General features: G+C 42.7%; 19 protein-coding genes and 1 pseudogene. 9 read left to right on the top strand and 11 right to left on the bottom strand.

What is annotated here, in order from left to right:
* Nucleotides 1–119: pseudogene (locus RMY32_RS05315) on the top strand (IS630 family transposase); the annotation flags it as partial.
* Nucleotides 120–316: 197 nt separating this feature from the next.
* Here the strand turns inward: RMY32_RS05315 and RMY32_RS05320 are convergent.
* The 4 genes from RMY32_RS05320 to psaK form a co-directional block, all read right to left on the bottom strand.
* Nucleotides 317–1,234 (bottom strand): energy-coupling factor transporter transmembrane protein EcfT, encoded by a 918-nt coding sequence (locus tag RMY32_RS05320; protein WP_322709651.1) that lies wholly within the window; start codon nucleotides 1,232–1,234, stop codon nucleotides 317–319.
* Between the two features lie 193 nt (nucleotides 1,235–1,427).
* Nucleotides 1,428–2,798, bottom strand: a complete 1,371-nt coding sequence (gene der / locus RMY32_RS05325) for a ribosome biogenesis GTPase Der (protein ID WP_322709652.1) — start codon at nucleotides 2,796–2,798, stop codon at nucleotides 1,428–1,430.
* 259 nt (nucleotides 2,799–3,057) lie between these two features.
* The gene (locus RMY32_RS05330) at nucleotides 3,058–4,254 is read right to left on the bottom strand and encodes a site-2 protease family protein (protein ID WP_322709653.1); all 1,197 of its coding nucleotides are present in this window, start codon (nucleotides 4,252–4,254) and stop codon (nucleotides 3,058–3,060) included.
* 343 nt (nucleotides 4,255–4,597) lie between these two features.
* The gene (gene psaK / locus RMY32_RS05335) at nucleotides 4,598–4,852 is read right to left on the bottom strand and encodes a photosystem I reaction center subunit PsaK (protein ID WP_322709654.1); all 255 of its coding nucleotides are present in this window, start codon (nucleotides 4,850–4,852) and stop codon (nucleotides 4,598–4,600) included.
* Between the two features lie 110 nt (nucleotides 4,853–4,962).
* On the opposite strand from psaK, the gene RMY32_RS05340 reads away from it, so the two are divergent.
* On the top strand, nucleotides 4,963–5,601 hold the full coding sequence (locus tag RMY32_RS05340) for a phosphoribosylanthranilate isomerase (protein WP_322709655.1): 639 nt from the start codon (nucleotides 4,963–4,965) through the stop codon (nucleotides 5,599–5,601).
* Between the two features lie 463 nt (nucleotides 5,602–6,064).
* On the opposite strand, the gene folE is transcribed toward RMY32_RS05340, so the two are convergent.
* The 5 genes from folE to RMY32_RS05365 form a co-directional block, all read right to left on the bottom strand.
* Entirely contained in the window at nucleotides 6,065–6,772 is a 708-nt protein-coding gene (gene folE, locus RMY32_RS05345; RefSeq protein WP_322709656.1) for a GTP cyclohydrolase I FolE, read from the bottom strand.
* Nucleotides 6,773–6,877: 105 nt separating this feature from the next.
* Nucleotides 6,878–7,603, bottom strand: a complete 726-nt coding sequence (locus tag RMY32_RS05350) for an SDR family oxidoreductase (protein ID WP_322709657.1) — start codon at nucleotides 7,601–7,603, stop codon at nucleotides 6,878–6,880.
* 362 nt (nucleotides 7,604–7,965) lie between these two features.
* Nucleotides 7,966–8,946, bottom strand: a complete 981-nt coding sequence (locus RMY32_RS05355; protein WP_322709658.1) for an acetyl-CoA carboxylase carboxyltransferase subunit alpha — start codon at nucleotides 8,944–8,946, stop codon at nucleotides 7,966–7,968.
* Nucleotides 8,947–9,088: 142 nt separating this feature from the next.
* Nucleotides 9,089–10,108, bottom strand: a complete 1,020-nt coding sequence (locus RMY32_RS05360) for a long-chain acyl-[acyl-carrier-protein] reductase (RefSeq protein WP_322672173.1) — start codon at nucleotides 10,106–10,108, stop codon at nucleotides 9,089–9,091.
* A gap of 115 nt (nucleotides 10,109–10,223) precedes the next feature.
* Nucleotides 10,224–10,922, bottom strand: a complete 699-nt coding sequence (locus RMY32_RS05365) for an aldehyde oxygenase (deformylating) (protein WP_322709659.1) — start codon at nucleotides 10,920–10,922, stop codon at nucleotides 10,224–10,226.
* Nucleotides 10,923–11,103: 181 nt separating this feature from the next.
* Between RMY32_RS05365 and RMY32_RS05370 the strand changes: the two genes are divergently transcribed.
* The 3 genes from RMY32_RS05370 (at nucleotide 11,104) to RMY32_RS05380 (ending at nucleotide 15,093) form a co-directional block, all read left to right on the top strand.
* Nucleotides 11,104–11,931: a carbohydrate ABC transporter permease gene (locus RMY32_RS05370; protein ID WP_322693761.1), complete on the top strand. Its 828-nt coding sequence runs from the start codon at nucleotides 11,104–11,106 to the stop codon at nucleotides 11,929–11,931.
* A 204-nt stretch (nucleotides 11,932–12,135) separates the two neighbouring features.
* Nucleotides 12,136–12,462, top strand: coding sequence for a hypothetical protein (locus tag RMY32_RS05375; protein WP_322709660.1), 327 nt, complete (start codon nucleotides 12,136–12,138; stop codon nucleotides 12,460–12,462).
* Between the two features lie 168 nt (nucleotides 12,463–12,630).
* Nucleotides 12,631–15,093: a filamentous hemagglutinin N-terminal domain-containing protein gene (locus RMY32_RS05380; RefSeq protein ID WP_409882301.1), complete on the top strand. Its 2,463-nt coding sequence runs from the start codon at nucleotides 12,631–12,633 to the stop codon at nucleotides 15,091–15,093.
* Here RMY32_RS05380 and RMY32_RS05385 read toward each other — a convergent pair.
* A complete protein-coding gene (locus RMY32_RS05385; protein WP_322709663.1) occupies nucleotides 15,090–15,242 on the bottom strand; it encodes a hypothetical protein in 153 nt (50 codons plus the stop codon). The two genes, RMY32_RS05380 and RMY32_RS05385, sit on opposite strands and share 4 nt — an antisense overlap.
* 364 nt (nucleotides 15,243–15,606) lie before the next feature.
* On the opposite strand from RMY32_RS05385, the gene RMY32_RS05390 reads away from it, so the two are divergent.
* The 3 genes from RMY32_RS05390 (at nucleotide 15,607) to RMY32_RS05400 (ending at nucleotide 19,340) form a co-directional block, all read left to right on the top strand.
* Nucleotides 15,607–15,930, top strand: a complete 324-nt coding sequence (locus tag RMY32_RS05390) for a hypothetical protein (protein ID WP_322709664.1) — start codon at nucleotides 15,607–15,609, stop codon at nucleotides 15,928–15,930.
* A gap of 349 nt (nucleotides 15,931–16,279) precedes the next feature.
* Nucleotides 16,280–18,601: a filamentous hemagglutinin N-terminal domain-containing protein gene (locus tag RMY32_RS05395; protein ID WP_322709665.1), complete on the top strand. Its 2,322-nt coding sequence runs from the start codon at nucleotides 16,280–16,282 to the stop codon at nucleotides 18,599–18,601.
* 508 nt (nucleotides 18,602–19,109) lie between these two features.
* Nucleotides 19,110–19,340: a hypothetical protein gene (locus tag RMY32_RS05400; RefSeq protein WP_322709666.1), complete on the top strand. Its 231-nt coding sequence runs from the start codon at nucleotides 19,110–19,112 to the stop codon at nucleotides 19,338–19,340.
* 248 nt (nucleotides 19,341–19,588) lie between these two features.
* Here RMY32_RS05400 and RMY32_RS05405 read toward each other — a convergent pair whose 3' ends face one another.
* On the bottom strand, nucleotides 19,589–20,620 hold the full coding sequence (locus tag RMY32_RS05405) for a hypothetical protein (protein ID WP_322674727.1): 1,032 nt from the start codon (nucleotides 20,618–20,620) through the stop codon (nucleotides 19,589–19,591).
* A gap of 285 nt (nucleotides 20,621–20,905) precedes the next feature.
* Here RMY32_RS05405 and moaA point away from each other — a divergent pair, with 285 nt between their 5' ends.
* Complete coding sequence (gene moaA, locus RMY32_RS05410; protein ID WP_322709668.1) at nucleotides 20,906–21,892, top strand: GTP 3',8-cyclase MoaA; 987 nt, start codon at nucleotides 20,906–20,908, stop codon at nucleotides 21,890–21,892.
* Nucleotides 21,893–22,227 lie beyond the last annotated feature (335 nt).

A 22,227-nucleotide genomic window follows, 5' to 3' on the forward strand; every position in this document is an offset into this window, starting at 1 on the left:
CCGAGCTTAACAAAATTGAGCGATGTTGGTCATGGTTAAAAAGCCGAATTCGTAAGCAAATAATTCAATTTGGCTGTCTGAGAGATGCGATGGAAGCTGTGCTTCACACAGCGGCTTAACCGCCTTGGCGGTTGCTATACCTATAGCTCAATACGGTTCGGTTAAGGCAAGAGACGCGATGAATCGCCGTCTCTACAATAATTAGTCTTTGGTAGAGACGGCAATTTAATGTTTTACTTCTGACCGGAGGCGGAGCGTCTCCGGTCTTGCTCCTGAATTCTGCTGTATTATCTCTTACCTTTATCTCGGTGCAAAATTACGCCTGAGTTCCTATAGCTAGTCGTATTCCCCAGAATAAGATTAAAGTTGCGATCGCCAACCAGTCACGCCCTTTTAATCGTAAATCGTGCCACTGGACTCGATGCTCGTTGGGACTGGTAAAACCCCGCACCATCATGGCATTTGCCATTTGGTCGGCTCGTAAAAGTAGATTTTCTAAAAGTCTCTCTGCAACTGTCATCCAAACCTTGAATGCTCCTTTCAATCCCAGCTTTTTCCAATTAATTGCCCTTGTCATTACGGAGCGAAATAAGTTTTGCACTTCTTCTAAAACCAAGGGAATGAAGCGCAAGGACAAGGTTAAAGTTAAAGCGATTTCTGTGACAGGCAACTTGAAGCGTCGCAAGGGTTGCATTAAGCTTTCTATGCCAGATGTGATTTCTTCTGGTGCGGTTGTCAGCAGATAGAGGTTAGTGCTGTAAATAACGGTAAAGATAAGTGTACTCAGGCGTACTGCCAAACTCAATGAATAGCGAGTCACTTTAACCGGGCCTTTGTGAAATAGCACGTAGCTGTATGCTTTTTTCTCAGGGGCTGGCTCTTGAATATTATTAGAGTTTGCTGGCTGGGTTAAGATTTGTTCGTTAGCTGGCAAACGTGACTGATAATCTATACCCAGACCATCAGGACTAATGGCTGCGATCGCCAGCACAAAAAACGATAGCATTAATAGCCAACCCATTTGCTGCTGCCATACGCGTCGAGGAATTCTCGCAATCAAGGTGGCAATAATCAAAATTACCACCAGCAGCACCCGCCAATTGTTGTTGGCTAAAACATAGCTAGTTAAAAAGCTCATCAACCAAGCGAACTTGACTCGCGGATCGATTTTATGTAGCCAAGTTTGGGGTTGTTCTAAATAAAGTCCAAGTGGCAGTGATCGCAATAAATCCATTTTAGAGTTAGGAGTTAGGAGTTAGGAGTTAGGAGTTAGGAGTTTTGACTTTAACTCATAACTTTCACCTTCTGCCGCTATCAAACTCAAGTCGATAGGGTTCTATAGTTAGCAATTTTGACTTTAACTCATAACTCTTGTACAGACGCGATTAATCCCATCTCTCTTGTACAGACGCGATTCATCGCGTCTCCTAACTTATTTTGACGCGAGTTGCTCTATTAACATTACCACTTTCGGCATCACGGACTTTCTTGCTCCGCCACAGCAAAATAATTGGCGTGCCTTTAAATCCTAGCTGTTGACGAAATTGCCGTTCAATGTAGCGGCGATAGTTGTCATTAAAGCGTTTCGAGTCGTTGACAAATAGGGCGATCGTTGGTGGTTGGCTGCTTACTTGTGTACCATAATAAATCTTCCCTTGACGCCCACTACGAGATGCCGGCGGTGAATGCCAACTGACGGCATCTGTTAAGACTTCGTTAATAACTGATGTGCTGACACGGCGTTTGTGTGATTCAGCCGCCGTTTTCACCAATTCTAAAATCTTTTCTACTCGTTGTCCTGACAAGGCACTTACAAAAATTGTTTCTGCCCATTCGGTAAAATGTAACCGTGATTGCAGAGTTTTTTCGTAATCGTAAATTGTGTAAGAGTCTTTTTCGACAGCATCCCACTTATTAACGACGATGATGCAAGCTCGACCATCTTCGATAATCCGCCCAGCTAATTTTTGGTCTTGCTCGGTGACTCCATCTAAAGCATCTATGACTAATAAAACCACGTCAGCGCGGCGAACCGCTTTGAAAGCCCGGTTAATACTAAAAAATTCTGTCCCGTATTCGATGTGTTTCTTTTTACGAATGCCGGCGGTATCAATCAAGCGGTAGGTTTGTCCGGCTCGTTCAATGACAGTATCAATAGCATCGCGGGTTGTGCCGGAAATCGGGCTGACAATTGCCCTTTCTTGCCCGACAAAAGCATTGAGTAAGCTCGATTTGCCCACATTTGGGCGTCCCACAATTGCTACTTTGATTTCATTTGTTTCTACTATGTCTTCAATAGCAGGGATGTGATTAACTAACTCGTCGAGTAATTCTCCTGTACCACTGCCATGAATCGCGGAGATGGGGTAAGGCTCGCCCAATCCCAATTCCCAAAATTCGGCAGCTTGCATTAAGCCTTGTTCTGGGGATTCACATTTATTTACAGCTAGTAGCACAGGTACGGGTTGTTGGCGCATCCATTCGGCGATTTCTAAATCTGCCGATGTCGGCCCTGTTTTACCATCGACGACAAAAATAGCGGCACACGCTTCTGTAAGGGCTGTCATTGCCTGTTGGCGAATCAGTGGTAAAAATTCGGTATCATCATTAAAAACTAAACCACCGGTGTCTACCACTAAAAATTCGCGACCATTCCAGAAAGCTGGTAGATAAGTGCGATCGCGTGTCACTCCTGGTTCATCATGGACAATCGCCGTTTGTTCCCCGGCGAGTCGATTAACCAGGGTGGATTTGCCCACATTTGGGCGTCCGATAATTGCAACAATTGGCAGTGCCATAAAACCAGGGTAAGTGAGAGACGTAGTATATCACGTACTTACATTTTACTCGCTTTAAACTTGAAGTTTTAATAATTTCCCATCATCTGAGGCGATGTCTACGATGGGCTGTTTGGTAATGCCATACTTTGAAAAATAAAAAAGGTAGGAAATCTTCCTACCTTTTACCCAAAAAAAGCATTTTGTAACCAAATACCAAATTAAATATCACACACGCTTTTGACGTATCTATTGCAAACCTATGACGAGGGTGTGACGTTTAATTTGTAGTTGATTTCGCGATTACTCCCAGTTGCAACCCTGGTGGATAGTTACCTTCTTCCTTGATGCGCTTAATTTCAGCATCGGTGATCTGCAAATTTAACTTTTCTACCAGCGATCGCACAATATCTCCCCGATCGATTACACCAGCTACAGCACCAGCCGGAGAAAGGACGGTAATTCTCGGTAACTGCTCATTTTCTAGCTTGTTAATAACCTCAGCGATCGCTGTTGATTCTGTGACAGTAGGTATTTCTGTCAGTGGATGCACTATGCTGTGTAAAGTTTCGGTTTCCCATTCACTCCTTTGGGTTAAACGGAAATCGTCAATGGAAACTAGACCCCGGTAACGTCCATCAGAAGCGGCAAAATAAACCTGTGAGGGATTGGTTTCTAGGAGGTATAAATCGGCAAAGGAACGCAATGTCTGGTCAGCATCAATTACGCGAAAGTCACGAGTCATCGCATCGGCCGCCACCACTTTGAGTAGGCTTTCTTGCAATGTAGTCATGTTGTCATAGGTGTTAGCGTTGCGGACAGCAAACCAACCTAACAGCGCAATCCACAAACCAAGTACTAACTCTCTGGTGACGAAATCTACAACAAATCCGAAAGCGATCGCAGCATAACCCAATATTTGCCCAGATTTTGCAGCCAAGTGTACGGCTTGAAAACGATTACCTGTGATTTGCCATAATGCTGCTTTTAACACTTGCCCTCCATCTAGAGGTAAGCCGGGAATCAAGTTAAATAGAGCCACCACTAAGTTAATTCTTGCCAAATCTCCGACCATGACACTGAGGGGATTAGTATCAGGTATCATAAAAGCTGTCAGACGGAGCAGGACAAATAGGATGATGCTCACCAAAGGCCCAGCGATCGCTACTTGAAAGGCTTTAAAAGGAGTTTTAGATTCTTCTTCAATGGCAGCAATCCCGCCAAACATAAATAGGGTAATTGAATTAACTCTAATACCTTGCGATCGGGCTACCAAGCTATGACCCAACTCATGCAATAGCACCGAAGCAAATAGCAGCAGTGCCATAACTATGCCAGCACTCCAAGCTATAACAGGCCCCCATTCTTGGTAAGCTACCCCAAAATTCAAGGTTGCCAACCCTAAAATCACAAACCATAACGGGTCTAAAAACAGGGGAATTCCAAATAATGACCCAATTCTCCAATTTGTTTGCATTACACTGCCCTAAAACTAGATATCGCCAGTACTTTTTATACCGAGATCCTATGCATATTCGTATACACATTTATATTGAGCATCAATTCGGTAGTAACAAGTGACGAAATGCTCTTATTTCTAGAATAGACAATTAATGCCTGTGGGCAAAACTCTGGAATTGGGAATTGGGCATGAGGTTAGGGTAAAGGTGAGAGGTAACAGGTAACAGGGAGTAATTAATCTATACCCTTTACCCTGTAACCTATTCCCTTTTTCACCCCCTACTCCCCCTGCCCAAAATCATTTTTAGGAATTTTGCATTGACAGTGGGGTTACAAGTAACACCTCTGTCATCACAAAACTATAGACGACCGATGTTAGTCAATCCTAAAACGATGCCAACGCCAATAATATGACCAAAAGCCATTGCTGCAACGAATGTTGGAATACTAATCGGCAGAATAGGGAACTTGGGGCCAACTAGGGGTTTTTCAATCCTAGTACTTAGTAAAACCATTACTAAGCTGCTGATGCTGATGATAATGCCCACTGTAGGATTCCACGCAGGTGTTGCGGGAACAGTTTCAGCTGCTGCTAGTAAAATAAATGAAATCAAGCTTTTGTCTCCTAAAATGTAGACCTACAAGATTATAAAATTACCAAGGCACAAAAGTTTTTCAGATAATTTAGAATTTGTTGATATTATTTTAAATTTGTTAAATTTTTATGCGCGTTAAGATTTGCGGCATTACTCAACCACAGCAGTCTATAGCGATCGCCTCTCTAGGCGCAACGGCACTAGGATTTATTTGTGTGCCAAACTCACCTCGTTACGTGACTACATCCCAAATTCGGGCAGCAGTGGCAGAACTACCGGCAAATATTGATAAAATTGGGGTTTTTGCCAATCTTAGTATCGCTGAAATCAGTCAGATAGTTGCTGATTCTGGATTGACTGGTGTGCAGTTGCACGGAGATGAATCAACAAATTTTTGCTACCAATTACGTCAAGTTTTACCCAATGTCGAAATTATTAAAGCACTGAGAATTCGTAGTCTTGAGCATCTTGACACAGCGGTTGATTACACCAAATTTATAGATACTTTGCTACTTGACGCCTACCATCCGCAACAACTAGGTGGTACAGGCAAAACTTTAGATTGGACGATGCTAGAACAATTTAGCCCTAGTTGTCCTTGGTTTTTAGCAGGAGGACTAACAGCCGATAATATTGTGGAAGCCCTAAATCAGGTTAATCCTAACGGCATTGATTTATCTAGTGGTGTGGAACGGACACCAGGAGATAAGGATTTAGATAAAGTAGCGCTCCTATTTCACAGTCTCAAGAACATTGAGTTAACGTGAGTTCGACAGACCTCTCCCGGACAGCCTCCTTCTCCTAAAAGGCAAGGGAGGAGTAACGAGAAAAGAAAAGTTTTTGCTCCCCTCTCCTGGTAGGCTACGGTGTACACACAAGTGTTGGTGCAGTGTATCTATCCCGCCTCGGAATTTATTCCGAGTCTCATAACGAAAGTCTTCTAAAAGAAGACTAAACAAGAAATTTAGTTTAGTCTTCTTTTAGAAGACTTTAACTATCAGCCCGGAACTAAAGTTCCGGGCGGGATATTTGCTCAGTGTGGGACTTTCACTTGAACAGAAATATTGGGTGGGTAGGATTTTTAGAGATGTGTGTACACCGTAGCTCCTGGTAGGAGAGGGGCTGGGGGAGAGGTCAAAATAGCACTCGTCGAACTCACGTTGAGTTACTTAGAAATTAGGAGTTATCAGTTGTGAATTAACTCCTAACTCCTAACTCCTAACTCAGCACTTAAAAAAATGCTGGTTGGTGGCGAATTAAGTTAAAAAATTCTTCGCGGGTTTTATGTTCCTCTTCAAACACACCAACCATTGCGCTAGTAACAGTCCAAGAACCTGGTTTTTGAACGCCACGCATTACCATGCACATGTGGCTAGCTTCCATCACTACAGCAACGCCTTGAGGTTCAAGAATCGTCTGGATTGCTTCAGCAATTTGGCGGGTTAGTCTCTCTTGTACTTGTAAGCGACGGGAATACATCTCAACAATCCGGGCCAGCTTACTCAGTCCAACAACTTTTTGGTTGGGAATATAAGCAACGTGCGCTCTACCCATAAATGGCAGCATGTGGTGTTCGCACAGACTAAAGAAGTTAATATCTCTAACAAGTACCATCTCGCTATGCCCTTCATCAAAGATGGCATCGTTAACAAGTTCTTCAAGAGATTGGTTGTAGCCACTGGTCAGAAACCGCATTGCTTCGGCTACTCGTTTGGGTGTTTTTAGGAGTCCTTCGCGTTCTGGGTCTTCACCAACTCCCAGTATTAGTGTCCGCACGGCGTCTTTCATTTCCTCCATCTGTTCCTCTGTTGGCGGGAACACATCCGGTTGTCGCCCGTTGTGGGTGTTGCGATCGGGTCTAGGAGTTATGGCTTCTGCCAAATCGGGAATCAGAGGCGATTGAGAGCAATTGGAACCGTTGGAACTAGCAATAGTCATGATTCAGTCTTGGTTATGGTTTAGTCATTAGTCATTAGTCATTAGTCATTAGTCATTGGTCTTTTGCAAAAGACAAAAGACAAAGGACAAAGGACGAAGGACTAATTAGAGTGCGCCAGCGCTGGGCATCAGAGTCAATTCATCAATCACTGCCTGTTGTGGTAACAGAACTGTGTAGAGAATTGATTGAGCCACAATTTCCGGGGTTAACATTTTGGAACGGTCTAAGTTGACATGGACTGTTTCTGTATCCCAAAGTTCGGTATTGACTGCGCCGGGACAAATAGCTGTGACACGAATGCCGTGAATGCGTTCTTCTTGTGCCAGGGTTTGAGAGAGGGCTATCAAACCAGCTTTGCTGACGCTGTATGCTCCCCAACCGGGAAAGGGTTGCTTGGCGGCAATTGAGGCAACGTTGATAATTGTGCCTGTGCCTCGATCGCGCATTGAAGGTAAAATCCCCACAATGCACTGAAACACACTGGTGAGATTCAAGTCAATTACCTGCTGCCAGTTCTCTAGAGGGATTTCGCTCAAAGCGCCTGTATAAGCGATGCCAGCATTGTTTACCAGAATGTTTATATCACCGAAGTCAAGGGCGATCGCTTGGATCTTGTCTTTGACTTCAGAAATCTGCGCTAAATCTACAGCGTAAGCTTTCGCTTCCACCCCAGTATGCTCTACGGCTTCTCTTACCGCCTCCAACTTATCCAAAGAACGGCTGACTAAGGCAACATCTATTCCAGCTTTGGCAAAGGCTAAAGCCGTTGCTTTCCCAATTCCACTACTTGCCCCAGTAATCAGGGCGCGTCGTTTTTGCTCAACACTCATGGTGTCTCCCAATTTTTTGACAGTTCCCAAAACCTATTACCAGCCCATTATTCACACTTCTCGGTTTGCATAGATTAAAGGAATCTAAAAATCTGATGATTTTCATTAAACAGATGTTATGATTCCGCACAACACTAACCATATTGTGGTTTTTAATAGTAAAGACAACAAATTGTTGCCTGGGAAACCACGCGGTACATCGTGCATTCAGATTAGATTATTTACATAATACAAAACCCACTCAATCAAGTTGAGTAGACTTGCAAAAAATGCAAATGCCTATGGCTAGATTGTTAAAAATCTTTAAGCACATAGGCAATTATAGCATTGCTGTTTTGCTAATCTATCATTATAGAGTTGCTTTAGTGGGCAACTTCTGTAAAAACACCAATTTTGCGGAATTTTTCATAGCGCAGTTGGCGGCGTTCTGGAGCGGTTAAACGATTGAGTTCGTCTAAGTTTTCCATCAGCACTTGCTTAAGAGTAGTAGCGGCTTTTAAGGGGTCGGAATGAGCGCCACCAGTAGGTTCAGGCAGTATTTGGTCGATAATTCCCAACTTTTTCAGGTCATGGGAAATAATTTTTAGCGCCACAGCGGCTTGGGGAGCCTTAGCGGCATCTTTCCACAAAATTGCAGCGCAGGCTTCGGGAGTGGCGACGGTATAAACGGAGTGTTCAAACATGAGTAGGCGATCGCCTACACCAATACCGAGTGCGCCGCCAGAACCACCTTCACCGATAACTGTGCAGATAATTGGCACATCCAAACAGAACATTTCCCGTAAGTTGTAGGCGATCGCTTCTCCTTGACCTTGGTGTTCTGCTTCTACCCCAGACCAAGCTCCTGGTGTGTCGATAAAAGTTAGTATCGGCATACTAAACTTATTGGCGTGTTCCATCAACCGCATAGCTTTGCGATAGCCGCCAGGGTAAGGCATTCCAAAGTTACGGGCAATATTGTCTTTAGTATCGCGTCCTTTTTGATGACCCAACATCACCACAGGTTGTCCACTCAGACGACCAACACCACCAACTAAAGCCGGATCGTCACCACCACAGCGATCGCCATGCAATTCCATCCATTCATCACTAATTGCCTGAATGTAATCGAGAGTACTGGGGCGACGCGGATGACGAGCGACTTGTAATCGCTGGGACGGGGATAGACTAGTGAAAATTTCCTCACGTAGTTGCATGGCGCGTGCTTCTAGTTGACGAATTTGACCAGAAACATCTACGCCATTTTCTTCTGCAAGTTGCCGAATTTGATCGATTCGGGTTGCAAGTTCTGCTAGGGGCTTTTCAAAATCTAACAGTAACGGTTTACGCTCGGTAGTTGCCATCGTAGGGTTTATAAGTACGAGTTATAAGTTATCTATCCTTTGTTTTTTGTCTTTTGTCCTTTGTCCTTTGTCCTTTGTGCAAATAACAAATGACCAATGACTAATGACCAATGACTAATAACCAATGACCAATGACCAATGACTAAACCAACAGCGGTCTAAATCCATGTTTCACTGATACCTTACCAATCTGCTCCATTTTGTCTACGGTAATCTGATTCCGTCCCCAGGAAAAGTTCGTGTATAACTTCTCAAATTCCAACAGCATTGATTCGGCAAAACAAGCAAACAACTGGCGGGCTGGCACGTCCATATTGACGATTTTCATAATTTTCCAGTCAATATCCAAGGAATGCTCTACAATGCCACCATTTAACACATATACACCAGGATGCTGAACTTTTGTTGCTAAGTTTTTCGGATAGCCACCATCAATCAATAAACAGGGTTGTTTCAAAGTGGCTGGGTCGATTTCCACGCCTCTGGGCATACTCGCAACCCAAACTACAATGTCAGCTTCAGGTAGTGCTTCTGTCAAACCCATGATTTTTCCTCGCCCCAGTTCGCCTTGCAGTTCTTTGAGGCGTTCTTGGTCGCGGGCGATCAACAGAAGTTCTTTGACATCTGTTTTCGCATCTAGCCAGCGGGTAACTGCACTACCAATGTCTCCAGTTGCGCCACATATAGCAACAGTCGCTTTTGACAGATCGATTCCCAATTGTTTTGAGGCTTCTTCCACCTGCTTACAAATAATGTATGCAGTATGTGTGTTTCCTGTAGTGAACCGTTCAAACTCTAGTTTAATGTTGCGGACTTGGCTAAATTGGTCTAACTTAAAGTTTTCAAAAATAATCGAGGAAAATCCGCCTAAAGCTGTAATGTTAATGCCATGCTTTTGTGCATGGGCCATCGCGTTGAGGATTTTGCGTGTTGCAGCTTTGATGCGCCTACTAGCAAGCATCTCTGGCAAAAAGCAAGATTCTACATACCGTCCTTCAATTTGTTGCCCAGTTATACTAGTGACAATAATGCTATCGACAATTTGCGGTGGGGCGCTGCACCAAAAGTCTAGCCCTTGATCGGCATATTCTGGGTATCCCAATTCTTGAGCTACCGATTGAGCGTGTTCTAAACTAGTCAGATGTCCAATTAGACCAAACATGTAGTGATTATTAGGCTTATGCTGTTTTGAGGCGTGGAATTTAGTAGAGTTAGGAGTTAGGAGTTAGGAGTACGATTCATAATTTCTCACTAATCATTCCTCACTCCTAACTTTTTTAAGCGGCGATGAGTCCGTAGGCTGACAAGCGCATGATGTCGCGAGTCGTGAAGCCTATGTTACTTAATGCTTCACCGTATTGAATCATAAAGTCTTCTACTAAAGCATCTTTTTCCATTGCCATTGTGTGGGCATCACACTCTACTTGGTTGAGCATTTTCCAGACGATGGGTAGGTTCTGGCGATTTGCTAGTTCAAGTTCAGCTTTGGATTCTGTGAAGTGTTCTTTCAACCAAACTTCTCCAAAGTTGAGGTGGCTATACTCATCTTTTACTACTCCCTCCGTGATTTTGCGGGCAAAAGCATCGGCAACGGGAATGTAAATGTTATATGCTGCGATCGCAAAACATTCGATAATCAAAGACTGAATCAACAGACAAGTGACGACCTTTCCGGACGCCGCTGCTGTTTGGAAATTCTGGTGTAGTCCAGAGAAAAATTCCTTGGCAAATTGCAAATCTGGGGTAACTTCCAAATTCCGCCCACAAGCTTCAAATCCTTTCTTATGTCGGCTTTCCATCTTGGAGAGGCGAATCAATTCATCATGAGATTCTGGCAGCAGTTGGGCTAATGTGATGTAATTTTCATGGGCTTCTTGTTCCCCTTCAATCACAATCGCATTAATCCGGCTATAAGCATCTTTGTATGTTTCGCTTTTGAAATCTAATTCTTTAAATTGGTCTGCAAGCTGCTGCATAGTTATCTTTACTCCTGTAAACCTGAGTTATTTGACACCAAGTATTGATTTTCCCTATGAACTAAGAGTAACAATTACTGTGGTTTAATTTAACTTAACAAGTAGACTATGTTTATAGATTAATTGTTGCTGGGGGCAATGTTCTAGTACTAGCGAAATAAATGCTTTGCAGTTTAAGTTTATGTTCAAATCAAACCCGAATCTGAAATCTAGCGATTTTTTGAGCCTAGTAATCTTACTGCTAGGGGCATTTATCGTTTTACTACCATTGTTTGTGGTCTTTCTCACCTCCTTTGCACCGACATCCGCTAGCCCAGAAAATTTGTTCAAAAATAACTGGTCTTTAGCAAATTACCGCGTTGCGTGGCAACAAGGAAAATTTTTGCTCGCGTTTGCTAATTCTACCTTGGTAGCGATCGCTGTGACGGCGTTTCAGATTGTCACTTCTGCTTTAGCTGGTTACGCCCTAGCACGATTGAAGTTTCGGGGACGCCAAGCACTGCTATTAGTCGTTTTAGCAACTTTAGTAATTCCCTTTCAGTTATTGGTGATTCCCATCTTTTTGGTATTGAAGTGGGGACACCTGATAAATACATACTGGGCGCTGATTTTACCCACTGCGGTTAGCGGATATGGAATTTTCTTATTACGTCAGTATTTCCAGACAATTCCTGTAGAGTTAGAGGAAGCCGCAGCGATAGATGGGGCGAACCGACTGCAAATTTTGTGGCGGGTGATGTTACCTTTAGCCCGTCCGGCATTGCTGACGCTGTTTTTGTTCACCTTCATTGGTGAGTGGAATGATTTATTTAAGCCTCTAGTGTTTACGACAAGACCAGAATTAAGGACAGTGCAACTAGCGTTGGCTGAGTTTCAGGAGCAATTTACGAATAATTGGCCCTTGATGATGGCAGCAGTAACAATAGCCACAATTCCAGTGATGGTATTATTTCTCATCGGTCAGCGTCAATTTCTTCAGGGTATTGCTGCGACAGGGATTAAGAATTAGTGGGGAAGGCGGTAAGTAAAAGCCCGATTTAGTTACTAGACGAGATGCCCACTCAACAAGAAATAATTTGAATTGGTATTAGTTAAAAATAGCTGTAAAGAAAATCCCGCAGGAAAATTATGAACTTTTGTAACACTGACCGTAATCATTGCTAACTAAACTGAAGCAATAATTATACACCTCCCGTCAGGAACGAAAACACTCATGAGTTCTCAACAAGTCATAGATCCTCAAATATTACAGCAGTTACAAGAAGAAATTCAGCAGAAAATGGATCAAAGCCTAGAAAACGCTGACTTACATTCAGTGCTTGAAAAGTACGGCTTATTAGAATATAGAGTCTTGAGAATTCATTGGCAATGTAATCTCGACCCCAATCAACTCAAATCTGATGATGCAGTTGATGAACAGCAACCCAATGCATTATTACCAGAAACTTCAAGACCTTCAATACCAGAAATTGTGTTAGTCAAAAAAGCATTGTGTATCCCTTGCCCATCAACTGGTAGCCCTTTAGGCTGTTACTGCTAAATAATTTAATCTTCGGACTGCAAAGAGTTTATTCTAGTGAATGTAAAAATACTAAACTTTGCTTTTATGTAGTATTTAGGTTACAGAAATAACATCAACGTACTAACATCACTACTTAGCAAAAAGCAGTATTTTCATAAACTCTGATGTTTTGAGCGCCAGTTTTTCATGTCTCAAAATCGAAGCAGTTGCCACTGGAAGTTAGGAATCGTGAGTACTTTAGTAATTGCTAAAGTGCTCATTTTTGCTGAGAGTTTTGCTCTAGCTCAAATTCAAAAAGATGCCACACTTGGATCTGAAAGTTCAATCATTACACCAGAGCTAATCGATGGTCAGCCTATGGACCAGATTGATGGTGGAGCAGTTCGTGGTACAACCTTGCTCCATAGCTTTGAAAAATTTTCTATCTCTGCGGGAAGGACAGCCCATTTCAACAATGCAATCAATATTCAGAACATCATCAGTCGGGTGACAGGCAATTCTGTTTCTAATATAGATGGCATTCTCAAAGCTAACGGTGCAGCCAACGTATTTTTGATTAATCCTAACGGCATTGTTTTTGGGCCCAATGCTTCTTTAAATATTGGCGGTTCATTTGTGGCGAGTACGGCGAGTAGTTTGAACTTTGCTGATGGTACAAGCTTTAGTGCTACATCACCTCAAACTACACCTCTACTCACAGAAAATGTTCCTATAGGTTTACAATTTGGAACAAATGCGGCGCCCATCCGCAATCAATCCCAAGCAAGTCCCAATAATGCAATTAATACCTTCGGACAAGGTGTTGGTCTACAGGTGCAGCAAGGCAAAACTTTAGCACTGATAGGTGGTGATATAACCCTAGAGGGCGGAAATTTAACGGCAAGTGGGGGAAGAATTGAGTTAGGAAGCGTTGCTGGCAATAGTTTGGTTGGTCTGAATTCAACGAATCAAGGTTGGGCATTAGGATATGAGGGTGTTCAAAATTTTCAGAACATTCAACTAACCCAGCAAAGTCAGATTCCATCTACTGTAGATACCAGTGGCAAAGGTGGCGGTAATATCCACTTGCAAGGACAGCGCGTACTGGTAAGTGACGGTTCACAAATTTTGGCTCTGACTCTGGGAGCGCAACCAGGAGGAAATTTAACAGTGAACGCTTCTGAGTCTGTAGAACTTGGACTAAATGCGTTCTTGTCTACTGGAACTCTCGACACTGGAAACTCTGGAGATATAAATATCACTACTAGAAAGTTGATTGTCAAAGATGGAGCGCAAGTTGTAATGTTCAATCTTGGTTCGGGATTGGCCGGACAATTGACCATCAACGCCTCAGATTCCGTAGAACTAATTGCAGGCATCCCCATTTCTCCCTTACCAGATGGTAGTGATTTAATATCCAGTGGATTATTTAGTGCAACTTTTGGCGCTCCAAATGCTGGCAACATAATAGTTAATACTGGAAAGTTGCGTATCGAGGGAGGGGCAGCAATATCAACAAGTTCTGAGGGTATACTTGGGCGTTTTTCTAACCAATTTATACCAGCTACCGGAAATGGAGGAGATTTGACAGTGAATGCCTCTGAGTCCGTAGAATTAATCGGAACCTCAGCAAATGGTTCTAGGCTCAGTAGCTTGTTTGCTGGCACTCAAGGGCCTGGAAATGGCGGTAACTTGACTCTAACTACAGGGCAATTGGTTATCAAAGATGGGGCGGCAATAACTGTGAGCAGTGAAGCTCGAAAAAATGTTAACTATCAAGGGGGTGTACCCAATTTTGGTCTAGCAGGCGAACTCAATATAAATGCTCGTTCCATCCTGCTGGATAAAGGAAAACTCACATCTAATAGTGAGTCAGGTAAGGGCGGTGACATTGGGGTACAAGTGCGGGATTTATTACTGATGCGTCGCAACAGTCAAATTTCTACTAATGCCGGAGGTGATAAAACTGGCGGTAATATCACCATCAATGCACCTAATGGCTTCCTCGTCGCCACTCCTTTGGGAAATAGCGATATTACCGCTAACGCCAACTTTGGTTCTGGTGGTAAAATTGCGATCGCCGCTAAGAATATCTTTGGATTTGTGCCACGCACCCGTGCAGAGGTGGAGATATTCGATCCAAAAGATATAAACCCGAATAACGTACCAACAAGTGACATCACGGCATTTTCTCAGCAAAATCCTTCATTAAGTGGCACTGTACAAATCAATTCACCAGATGCTGACCCTAGTAAAGGATTAGTGGAACTACCTGTAAATCTGGTTGATGCTTCGCAGCAAATTGCTGCTGGTTGTAGTTCTGGTGGAAAAATAGGAAGAAGTTCGTTTTTTACTACAGGGCGTGGAGGAATACAAGCCGATCCCACAGAGCCATTGATAGCTGATGATGCAGTGCTAGCAGATTGGATTGCCCTTCCTCCAGAGAGTCAGAATCGTGCTGGCGGTATTCAGAAAAGAGCCGTTATTCAGGCGCAGGGAAACACAGAAGAAAAATCACAGAAGGTTAATTCTGTTAATGAACCTGCTCAAATTGTAGAAGCCCAAGGCTGGGTAATAGATGCCAATGGGAATGTGGTTCTGGTTGCTCAAGTACCCACTGCATCGCCCCATAACTCCTCGCTCGTTGCGACATCTTGCGGTGCTAATTAAAAATTGAGATTCTCGTAACTTTTGTTGGTGCGTTGCCGTAGCCCATCGTAGACATCGCTGATTTGCAATAGAACTTGATATGAGCGATCGCTTTTTCTACTGAATTTCGGTGTCAGTGCGATCGCTGATTCGCTATGGACTTTATGCAAGCGATCGCCTTAATAAAGCCTGTAGGCTTATCCAAACCGCAAGCAGAGTGTGAGACTTGAGGAGATATCAATTACTCAATTCTCTTGAGCGGTCAACGGTCAGTAGCCAGATTTATGAATGCTTTAAGCAAATCCGGCAGAAATATATGAAGTTTTGTAACCTCATGCGTAATTATAACTAGTCAAGCTGAATTCATAATTATCAAAGTTCACAAGAGCGTTAGAAACTTAATGCTTTCGTTACACTCTAGACTTTGTATTATTGATTCCTTCGTTGCCAAACTGTACTAATCAAACTCACGTTAATTTAGTACATTACAAAATAAGTTTACACATTTACCAGTCTGCAAGGAGAGCAAAATTTATGGAATCTCAAACTTCACAGCAAGCAGCCATCGATTCTCAAAAATTACAGAAGTTACAAGACGAAATTCAACAGGAAATGTATGAGATTCTGAAGAATACTAACTTCGGTAAGATACTCAACAAGTACGGTATTTCAAGACAAGAAGTTCTTCAATTTCAGTACACACTTGATCTAACTAAACTCCAATCTAGTGATGCTGGTGAAGACAAACAAGTTGCACAATTTTCATTAGTAATTCCAGGGAAGCATATTAGGCTATCAGGTTGCACTTGTTGGTCAAATGATGTTCACGACTTTGTTAACTGTCCGTGCCCTCCCTAACAGTTTTGTTAACTTAATACTAAGGTAAGCATATCTAAAACAACCAGTAATCTTTCAGTAATAAAGTTGACAACAGTGCTAATGACAAGCAATCTAATAAGTAGTTAAAGAGAAAAATATTCTTTTTAAACAGGTAAAATAAAATTTTTGTAGAGGTAAAATATTTTTGTGCCTCTACATTATTATTTTAAACAATAAAGATAATCTTATCTAATAGATACCAAAACGCATATTAACGAGTTTAATATTGTAGTTGATTGAGATAGATATAGTTAGTTTATAGAGTAGAGGTATAGCGTAACGATACATTTAGTAAATGTTACTTTTTTATAGGAGTTTATTATTGAGTATGAGTATTTTTTGTAGCAGATTTAAAGGTTTAGGAATTGTAATAGCTGGGGCAGTAGCTTTTTCTGGAACTTCTGCTATTGCCCAAATCACCCAAGACGGTACTTTACCTAATAATTCTCAAGTTACAACACAGGGGAATATCACAAGTATTGAAGGTGGAACCCGATTAGAAGGCAACTTATTCCATAGTTTTAAGGAGTTTTCTGTACTTAATGGGACTACGGCTGAGTTTAAAAATACTGAGGGTGTTCAGAACATTATTAGTCGGGTAACGGGTAAGTCCATTTCTAATATTGATGGTATTCTTAAAGCTAACGGTACAGCTAACCTGTTTTTAATTAATCCTAACGGGATTATTTTTGGTACTCATGCTTCTTTAAACATCGGTGGTTCATTTATTGCAACTACAGCGAGTAGTCTTAACTTTGCCGATGGGACAAAATTTAGTGTCACAGAACCTCTAACTACACCTCTGCTGACAGTAAGTGTTCCCATTGGTTTACAATTCGGAGCAACTGCGGCTCCCATCCGCAATCAATCCCAAGCAGCTAATAGTCAAGATGGGATCACAACTAATATCTTCCAACAACCTGTTGGTCTAAAAGTAAATCAAGGCAGAACTTTGGCATTTGTAGGTGGTGACATAACTCTAGAGGGCGGAAATTTAACAGCAGCATCCGGACAAATTGAGCTAGGAAGTGTTGCTAATAATAGTTTAGTTACTCTGAAACCAATAGACCAAGGTTGGAGTTTGGGATATGAAGGTGTCCAAAATTTCCAGAATATTCAAATAATCCAGCGAATTGCAGACGGTAAAGAATTTCCATCTCAGGTAGATGCTAGTGGTGAAGGTGGCGGTAATATCAAGGTGCAGGGCAACTTCATTGAACTAACTGGTCAGCGTGTGCGCTTGGTAAGTCAGACTAAAGGTGACAGAAATGGCAACGACTTAACAATTACTGCTAAGAAATTAATTGTTCAAGACGGTGCAAAAGTAGCTACTTCTACTATAAGCAGTGGTGCAGCAGGGAATTTGACCGTGAATGCTTCCGAGTCAGTGGAGCTAATTGGTAGCACTTTGCCAAATGCTATTACTGAATTAATTGGTATAACCGCTGGTAAAGGAAAGGCTGGTGACATTACAATCAACACTAGGAGATTGCGTATTAAAGATGGAGCAAGAGTTATAGCAGATTCTAGTGCATTGATAGAGGACTCACAAGCTACACTATCTCAAGGAGCAGGAGGGAATGTAACTGTTAATGCGTTGGAGTCCGTAGAGCTAATTGGAACCACAGCAGAAGATGATCCTAGCAGCTTGTCTGCTAAAACTTTCGGACTTGGCGAGTCTGGGAACGCGACAATTACTACAGAGAAATTGATTGTCCAGGATGGAGCTGAAATAAACGTAAGCGTTTTAGGGGATGGACGCAACCAAGGAAAAACATCAGGCGAAATCAATGTAACTACTCACTCCATCTTGCTGGATAAGAAAGGACAAATTATATCTAATACTAAATCAGGGCGCGGCAGTAATATTTCACTACAGATACGGGACTTATTATTGATGCGCGGTAACAGTCAAATAACCACTAATGCAAAGAATAATGGAGATGGCGGTAATATCACCATTAATGCACCTAATGGCTTTATCGTCGCCACTCCCTTCGGAAACAACGATATCACTGCCAACGCCGTCTCTGGCTCTGGTGGTAAAATCACAATCACCGCTAAGAACCTTTTTGGTTTTGTGCCTCGCACAGGTGCAGCCGTAGAGAGGCTTGACACAACAGGCGAAACAAACCCGAATAACCTATCAACAAGTGACATAACTGCATTTTCTCAGCAAAACCCTTCATTAAATGGCACTGTACAAATCAACTCACCGGATGCTGACCCCAGTAAAGGATTAGTGGAATTGCCCGTAAATCTGGTTGATGCTTCGCGGCAAATTGTTGCTAGTTGTAGTTCTGGTGGAAAAATAGCAAGAAATTCATTTATTACCACTGGACGTGGAGGAGTAGTAGCCGATCCCACGGAGCCATTGATAGCTGATGATGCTGTACTAGCAGATTGGATCGCGCTCCCTCCACAGAGTCAGAATCGTGCTGGCGGTATTCAGAAAAGAGCCGTTGTTCAGGCGCAGCGAAACACAGAAAAAAAATTACAGAAAGTTAATTTTGTCAATGAACCTACTCAAATTGTAGAAGCCCAAGGCTGGGTAATGGATGCCAATGGGAACGTAGTTCTGGTTGCTCAAGTACCGACACAATCGCCCCATAATTCATCGCTCACCAATACATCTTGCGCTGCTCATTAAAAATTGAGATATGGCGATATTTCGTAACTTTGCAGTCATCCGCGATGCCTACGGCTGGCTACACCTACGCAATTGCTGCTCTTGTTGCGATCGCTCTACCTTCACAAATTAGGATTTCATTGCAAGTAGAGTAGCCTGATATCAGGGGATGAATTTAAAATTTGAGTGGGATAACCAAAAAGCTAGTTTGAATCTCAACAAGCATAGTATCAGCTTTGACGCAGCTAAGACTGTCTTTAACGACCTCTAGCTTACATATTCAATGATGAATAGCACTCTGTTGGTGAACGTCGAGAAATCATCATCGGACATGACCAAAACAATCGCCTGTTATTGGTCTGTTTTATAGAAAGAGCAAACGTTATCCGTATTACAGCAAGGGACTGGGGACTGGGGACTGAGTGAAAAGCCTTTTTGTGTCTAAGTTTTATCGTCTGTTGATGTCCTAACCACCTTGATTGTTGTTTTGTTAGCACACGTCTAGCAACCAAGAAAGAACGAAGAGATTATGAAGAATTCACAGGCTTCTGAATTCTACAACAACGCAGACGATGACTTGCTTCTTGAGTATAACTTTGACTATCGCAAAGCCTTGCCCAACCGTTTTGCTAGTCAGCAAGAAAAAGCTCCTTTGACAGTTACTCTTGATGCTGATGTCACTGAGATATTCAAAACATCAGAAGCTGTTAACAACGCTCTCCGTGCCTTACTCTCAGCAATTCCAAAGACTGAAAGATAAACTGCGATCGCCGATATAGCAAATGGGTAGGCCGAAATAACAAATGCGTTCGCCAAAATAACAAATGAGTTCGCCAAAATAACAAATGAGTTCGCCAAAATGTCATATTGATGACCCACAAATCCAAACTTTATCCGCAGTGAAGAGAAAGAGGAGAGCAGGGGGGAGCAGAGGGGCAGGGGAAGCAGGGGCAGAAGAACTATTGATTATTACCCAATGCCCAATCCCCAATGCCCAATCCCCAATGCCTAATTTGTCTCTTGAATTTGCAAACGAACAGTGTGTTCAGTCGCACCACTAAGTTGCAATTCCATGATTTCACCACCCAGAGGTTCCAAACAAGTGAGAAGCGATCGCAAGTTGGGTGTACTTGCACCAGTATCTACATATAATCGATCTGCTAAATTACCGATCCGTTTCCAAGTCATGTACAGTTTAGCGATCGTTTGTTCAATCTGCGATGCTTGATTTACCAAATCAGCAGCAATGCTCAAACAGCCGACCCTTTGCGCTTCTTCTAAAGCTGTTTCAATATCAACATTTTCCTGCGTTAACGCCTGAACTTGAGCCGCACCTTTGAGATATTTCGCTAAGTTACGCGCTTCGCTAGTTACCTGTTTCAGGGTATCCACATCAGGATTAGCAGCTATTTCCTTCTGGATAAACTTTTGATGCGATTCTGGCAGTTTTTCCATTTCCTTCACCAGTGGGGCAATGTAGCGCGGGGGAAGGGTGTTATCTGCGGCTTTTTCTTTAACGGCTTCGGGTAATAAATCTGAGGACATGGCTGTCCATTCATCATTGAGTTGACGCACTTCCCGCCTAGTGATGCGATCGCCTTTTTGGGCAGCTTCACTCACCATCTGTTGCACTTCTGGCACTGCTTTGGAGGTTTCGACAAATGCCCGTTTACTGAAGTTATTCACAGATCCGGGGTCAAGTTTACCGTCTTCAATCAGAGTATCGGCACTATTCGCCAATTGTATCCAAGAGTATGCTTGACTTTTGCTGATTTCCCGCTCTTTTAGCCATCGGAGAAAGCCAGTACCGCGTCCGTCACCACCGACTTTTTCTCTGTCGCGGATCGCCCGTAAAATTCGCCCCCGCCAGATTTCAGTTTGCAAATCAAAGCGATCGCATACCTGCCAAGCTACTTCTAGCTGCTGTTGAAAATCTGACTCTAGAATCTGTTCATCTTCTGGATCGGGCAGTTCAAAGCTGATATCGGCTGGCTGTTGTAAGGCAGCAGCAAGGTCGTTGATGGAGTCGGTATCTTGCACGATTGATGACTAACTAGTGGATGCGATCGGCTTATTATGCCACAATCTGTGGACTCTCACTTAAGGGGGAGTACGGTATTTTGAGTTACAACAAAGATAGTAGGAAGGGGTAAGGGACTTCCAAATAAAAAAATCCCATCGCTTTTAAGGCAGGGGGCAGGCAGCAGGGAGCAGGGGGAGAGAAAGTCGTTTTAATGGGCGTGAAATTGGATAATTTATTTCTTGGAAGTCCCTAAACCACTTTTGTAAAGTCTTTAATTAATCAGAGAGAATAAAAATAAAACGATGAACCAGGTAGACTACCTCCGCATTAGCTTAATCGATCGCTGCAATTTTCGTTGTCAGTACTGTATGCCAGAGGGAGTAGAACTGGACTATATTCTCAAGCAACAGTTATTGACTGATGAAGAACTACTCACTTTAATTCAAGAGGTATTTATTCCAGTAGGCTTTACCCGATTTCGTTTGACTGGGGGGGAACCCTTATTGCGTCCGCGTGTGGTGGATTTGGTCGGTGCGATCGCAACTTTACCCCAAACTCAAGATATCTCAATGACGACCAACGGTTTTTTGCTGGCTCCGATGGCACAAAACCTTTACAATGCTGGTCTGCGACGAATTAATATTAGTCTTGACTCTCTCGATCCCGATATTTTTGACCAAATTATTGGTAATCAGGGGCGTTCTCGTTGGCAACAAGTTTGGCAGGGGATTCAAGCTGCCCATCAAGTCGGATTCGACCCCCTGAAGCTGAATGTGGTGGTGATTCCTGGGGTTAATGACCACGAAGTTCTCGATTTAGCCGCCCTGACAATTGATAAACAGTGGCACGTTCGATTTATTGAATTTATGCCCATTGGTAATGTGCATTTATTTGGCGATCGCGGTTGGGTATCTTCAGCCGATTTACGAAAATGTATTCGCGATCGCTGGGGCTTGACAGAATCACAAGTTCGTGGTGCTGGCCCTGCTGATGTCTTTCAAATTCCCAATGCGAAGGGGACACTAGGATTTATTAGTCAGATGTCAGAATGTTTTTGCGATCGTTGTAATCGGATGCGCCTAAGTGCCGATGGCTGGCTGCGTCCCTGTTTATTAAATGAAACTGGTCAAATAGATTTAAAAACTGCTCTGCGTTCTGGTGTCAGTACTGCTCAATTACAAGAGCAGGTAAGACATTTACTCGGAATCAAACCAGAAATTAACTTTAAAGGGCGCGATTCTGGTATTTTAGGTGCATATACCCGCACCATGTCGCAAATTGGCGGATGAAAGAAGTTAGGAGTTAAAAGTGAGGAGTTAAGAGTTAGAAGTTAAAAGTTTTGAATAAATAAGTTTCTTCAACTCATAACTCATAACTCATAACTCATAATTCATAACCATGTCGCAAATTGGCGGATGAAAAAAGTTAGGAGTTAAAAGTGAGGAGTTAGGAATTATCGTCTTGCAACTCCTAACTCATAACTCCTAATACCAATTTTTTATAAAGCTGCATAGAATTCGATCCCCCCTAGCCCTCCTTATAAAGGGGGGAACCAGAAAAACATATCAAAGTCCCCCAATTTATCGGGGGATTTAGGGGGATCTAGATATGTGTAACTTCACAT

Origin of the sequence: Nostoc sp. ChiSLP03a (genome assembly GCF_034531215.2) — a bacterium.
In the GTDB taxonomy this organism is placed as follows: domain Bacteria; phylum Cyanobacteriota; class Cyanobacteriia; order Cyanobacteriales; family Nostocaceae; genus Nostoc.

Excerpts from the sequence above, each read along its gene's own strand:
- RMY32_RS05400 (WP_322709666.1), top strand. The coding sequence starts at position 19,110 with ATGAAGAATTCACAGGCTTCTGAATTCTACAACAACGCAGACGATGAC.
- RMY32_RS05355 (WP_322709658.1), bottom strand. The coding sequence starts at position 8,946 with ATGGCAACTACCGAGCGTAAACCGTTACTGTTAGATTTTGAAAAGCCC.
- RMY32_RS05390 (WP_322709664.1), top strand. The coding sequence starts at position 15,607 with ATGGAATCTCAAACTTCACAGCAAGCAGCCATCGATTCTCAAAAATTA.
- RMY32_RS05380 (WP_409882301.1), top strand. The coding sequence starts at position 12,631 with ATGTCTCAAAATCGAAGCAGTTGCCACTGGAAGTTAGGAATCGTGAGT.
- der (WP_322709652.1), bottom strand. The coding sequence starts at position 2,798 with ATGGCACTGCCAATTGTTGCAATTATCGGACGCCCAAATGTGGGCAAA.
- RMY32_RS05330 (WP_322709653.1), bottom strand. The coding sequence starts at position 4,254 with ATGCAAACAAATTGGAGAATTGGGTCATTATTTGGAATTCCCCTGTTT.
- RMY32_RS05360 (WP_322672173.1), bottom strand. The coding sequence starts at position 10,108 with ATGTTTGGTCTAATTGGACATCTGACTAGTTTAGAACACGCTCAATCG.
- RMY32_RS05395 (WP_322709665.1), top strand. The coding sequence starts at position 16,280 with ATGAGTATTTTTTGTAGCAGATTTAAAGGTTTAGGAATTGTAATAGCT.
- RMY32_RS05320 (WP_322709651.1), bottom strand. The coding sequence starts at position 1,234 with ATGGATTTATTGCGATCACTGCCACTTGGACTTTATTTAGAACAACCC.
- moaA (WP_322709668.1), top strand. The coding sequence starts at position 20,906 with ATGAACCAGGTAGACTACCTCCGCATTAGCTTAATCGATCGCTGCAAT.
- RMY32_RS05350 (WP_322709657.1), bottom strand. The coding sequence starts at position 7,603 with ATGAGTGTTGAGCAAAAACGACGCGCCCTGATTACTGGGGCAAGTAGT.
- RMY32_RS05365 (WP_322709659.1), bottom strand. The coding sequence starts at position 10,922 with ATGCAGCAGCTTGCAGACCAATTTAAAGAATTAGATTTCAAAAGCGAA.
- RMY32_RS05370 (WP_322693761.1), top strand. The coding sequence starts at position 11,104 with ATGTTCAAATCAAACCCGAATCTGAAATCTAGCGATTTTTTGAGCCTA.
- RMY32_RS05340 (WP_322709655.1), top strand. The coding sequence starts at position 4,963 with ATGCGCGTTAAGATTTGCGGCATTACTCAACCACAGCAGTCTATAGCG.
- folE (WP_322709656.1), bottom strand. The coding sequence starts at position 6,772 with ATGACTATTGCTAGTTCCAACGGTTCCAATTGCTCTCAATCGCCTCTG.
- RMY32_RS05375 (WP_322709660.1), top strand. The coding sequence starts at position 12,136 with ATGAGTTCTCAACAAGTCATAGATCCTCAAATATTACAGCAGTTACAA.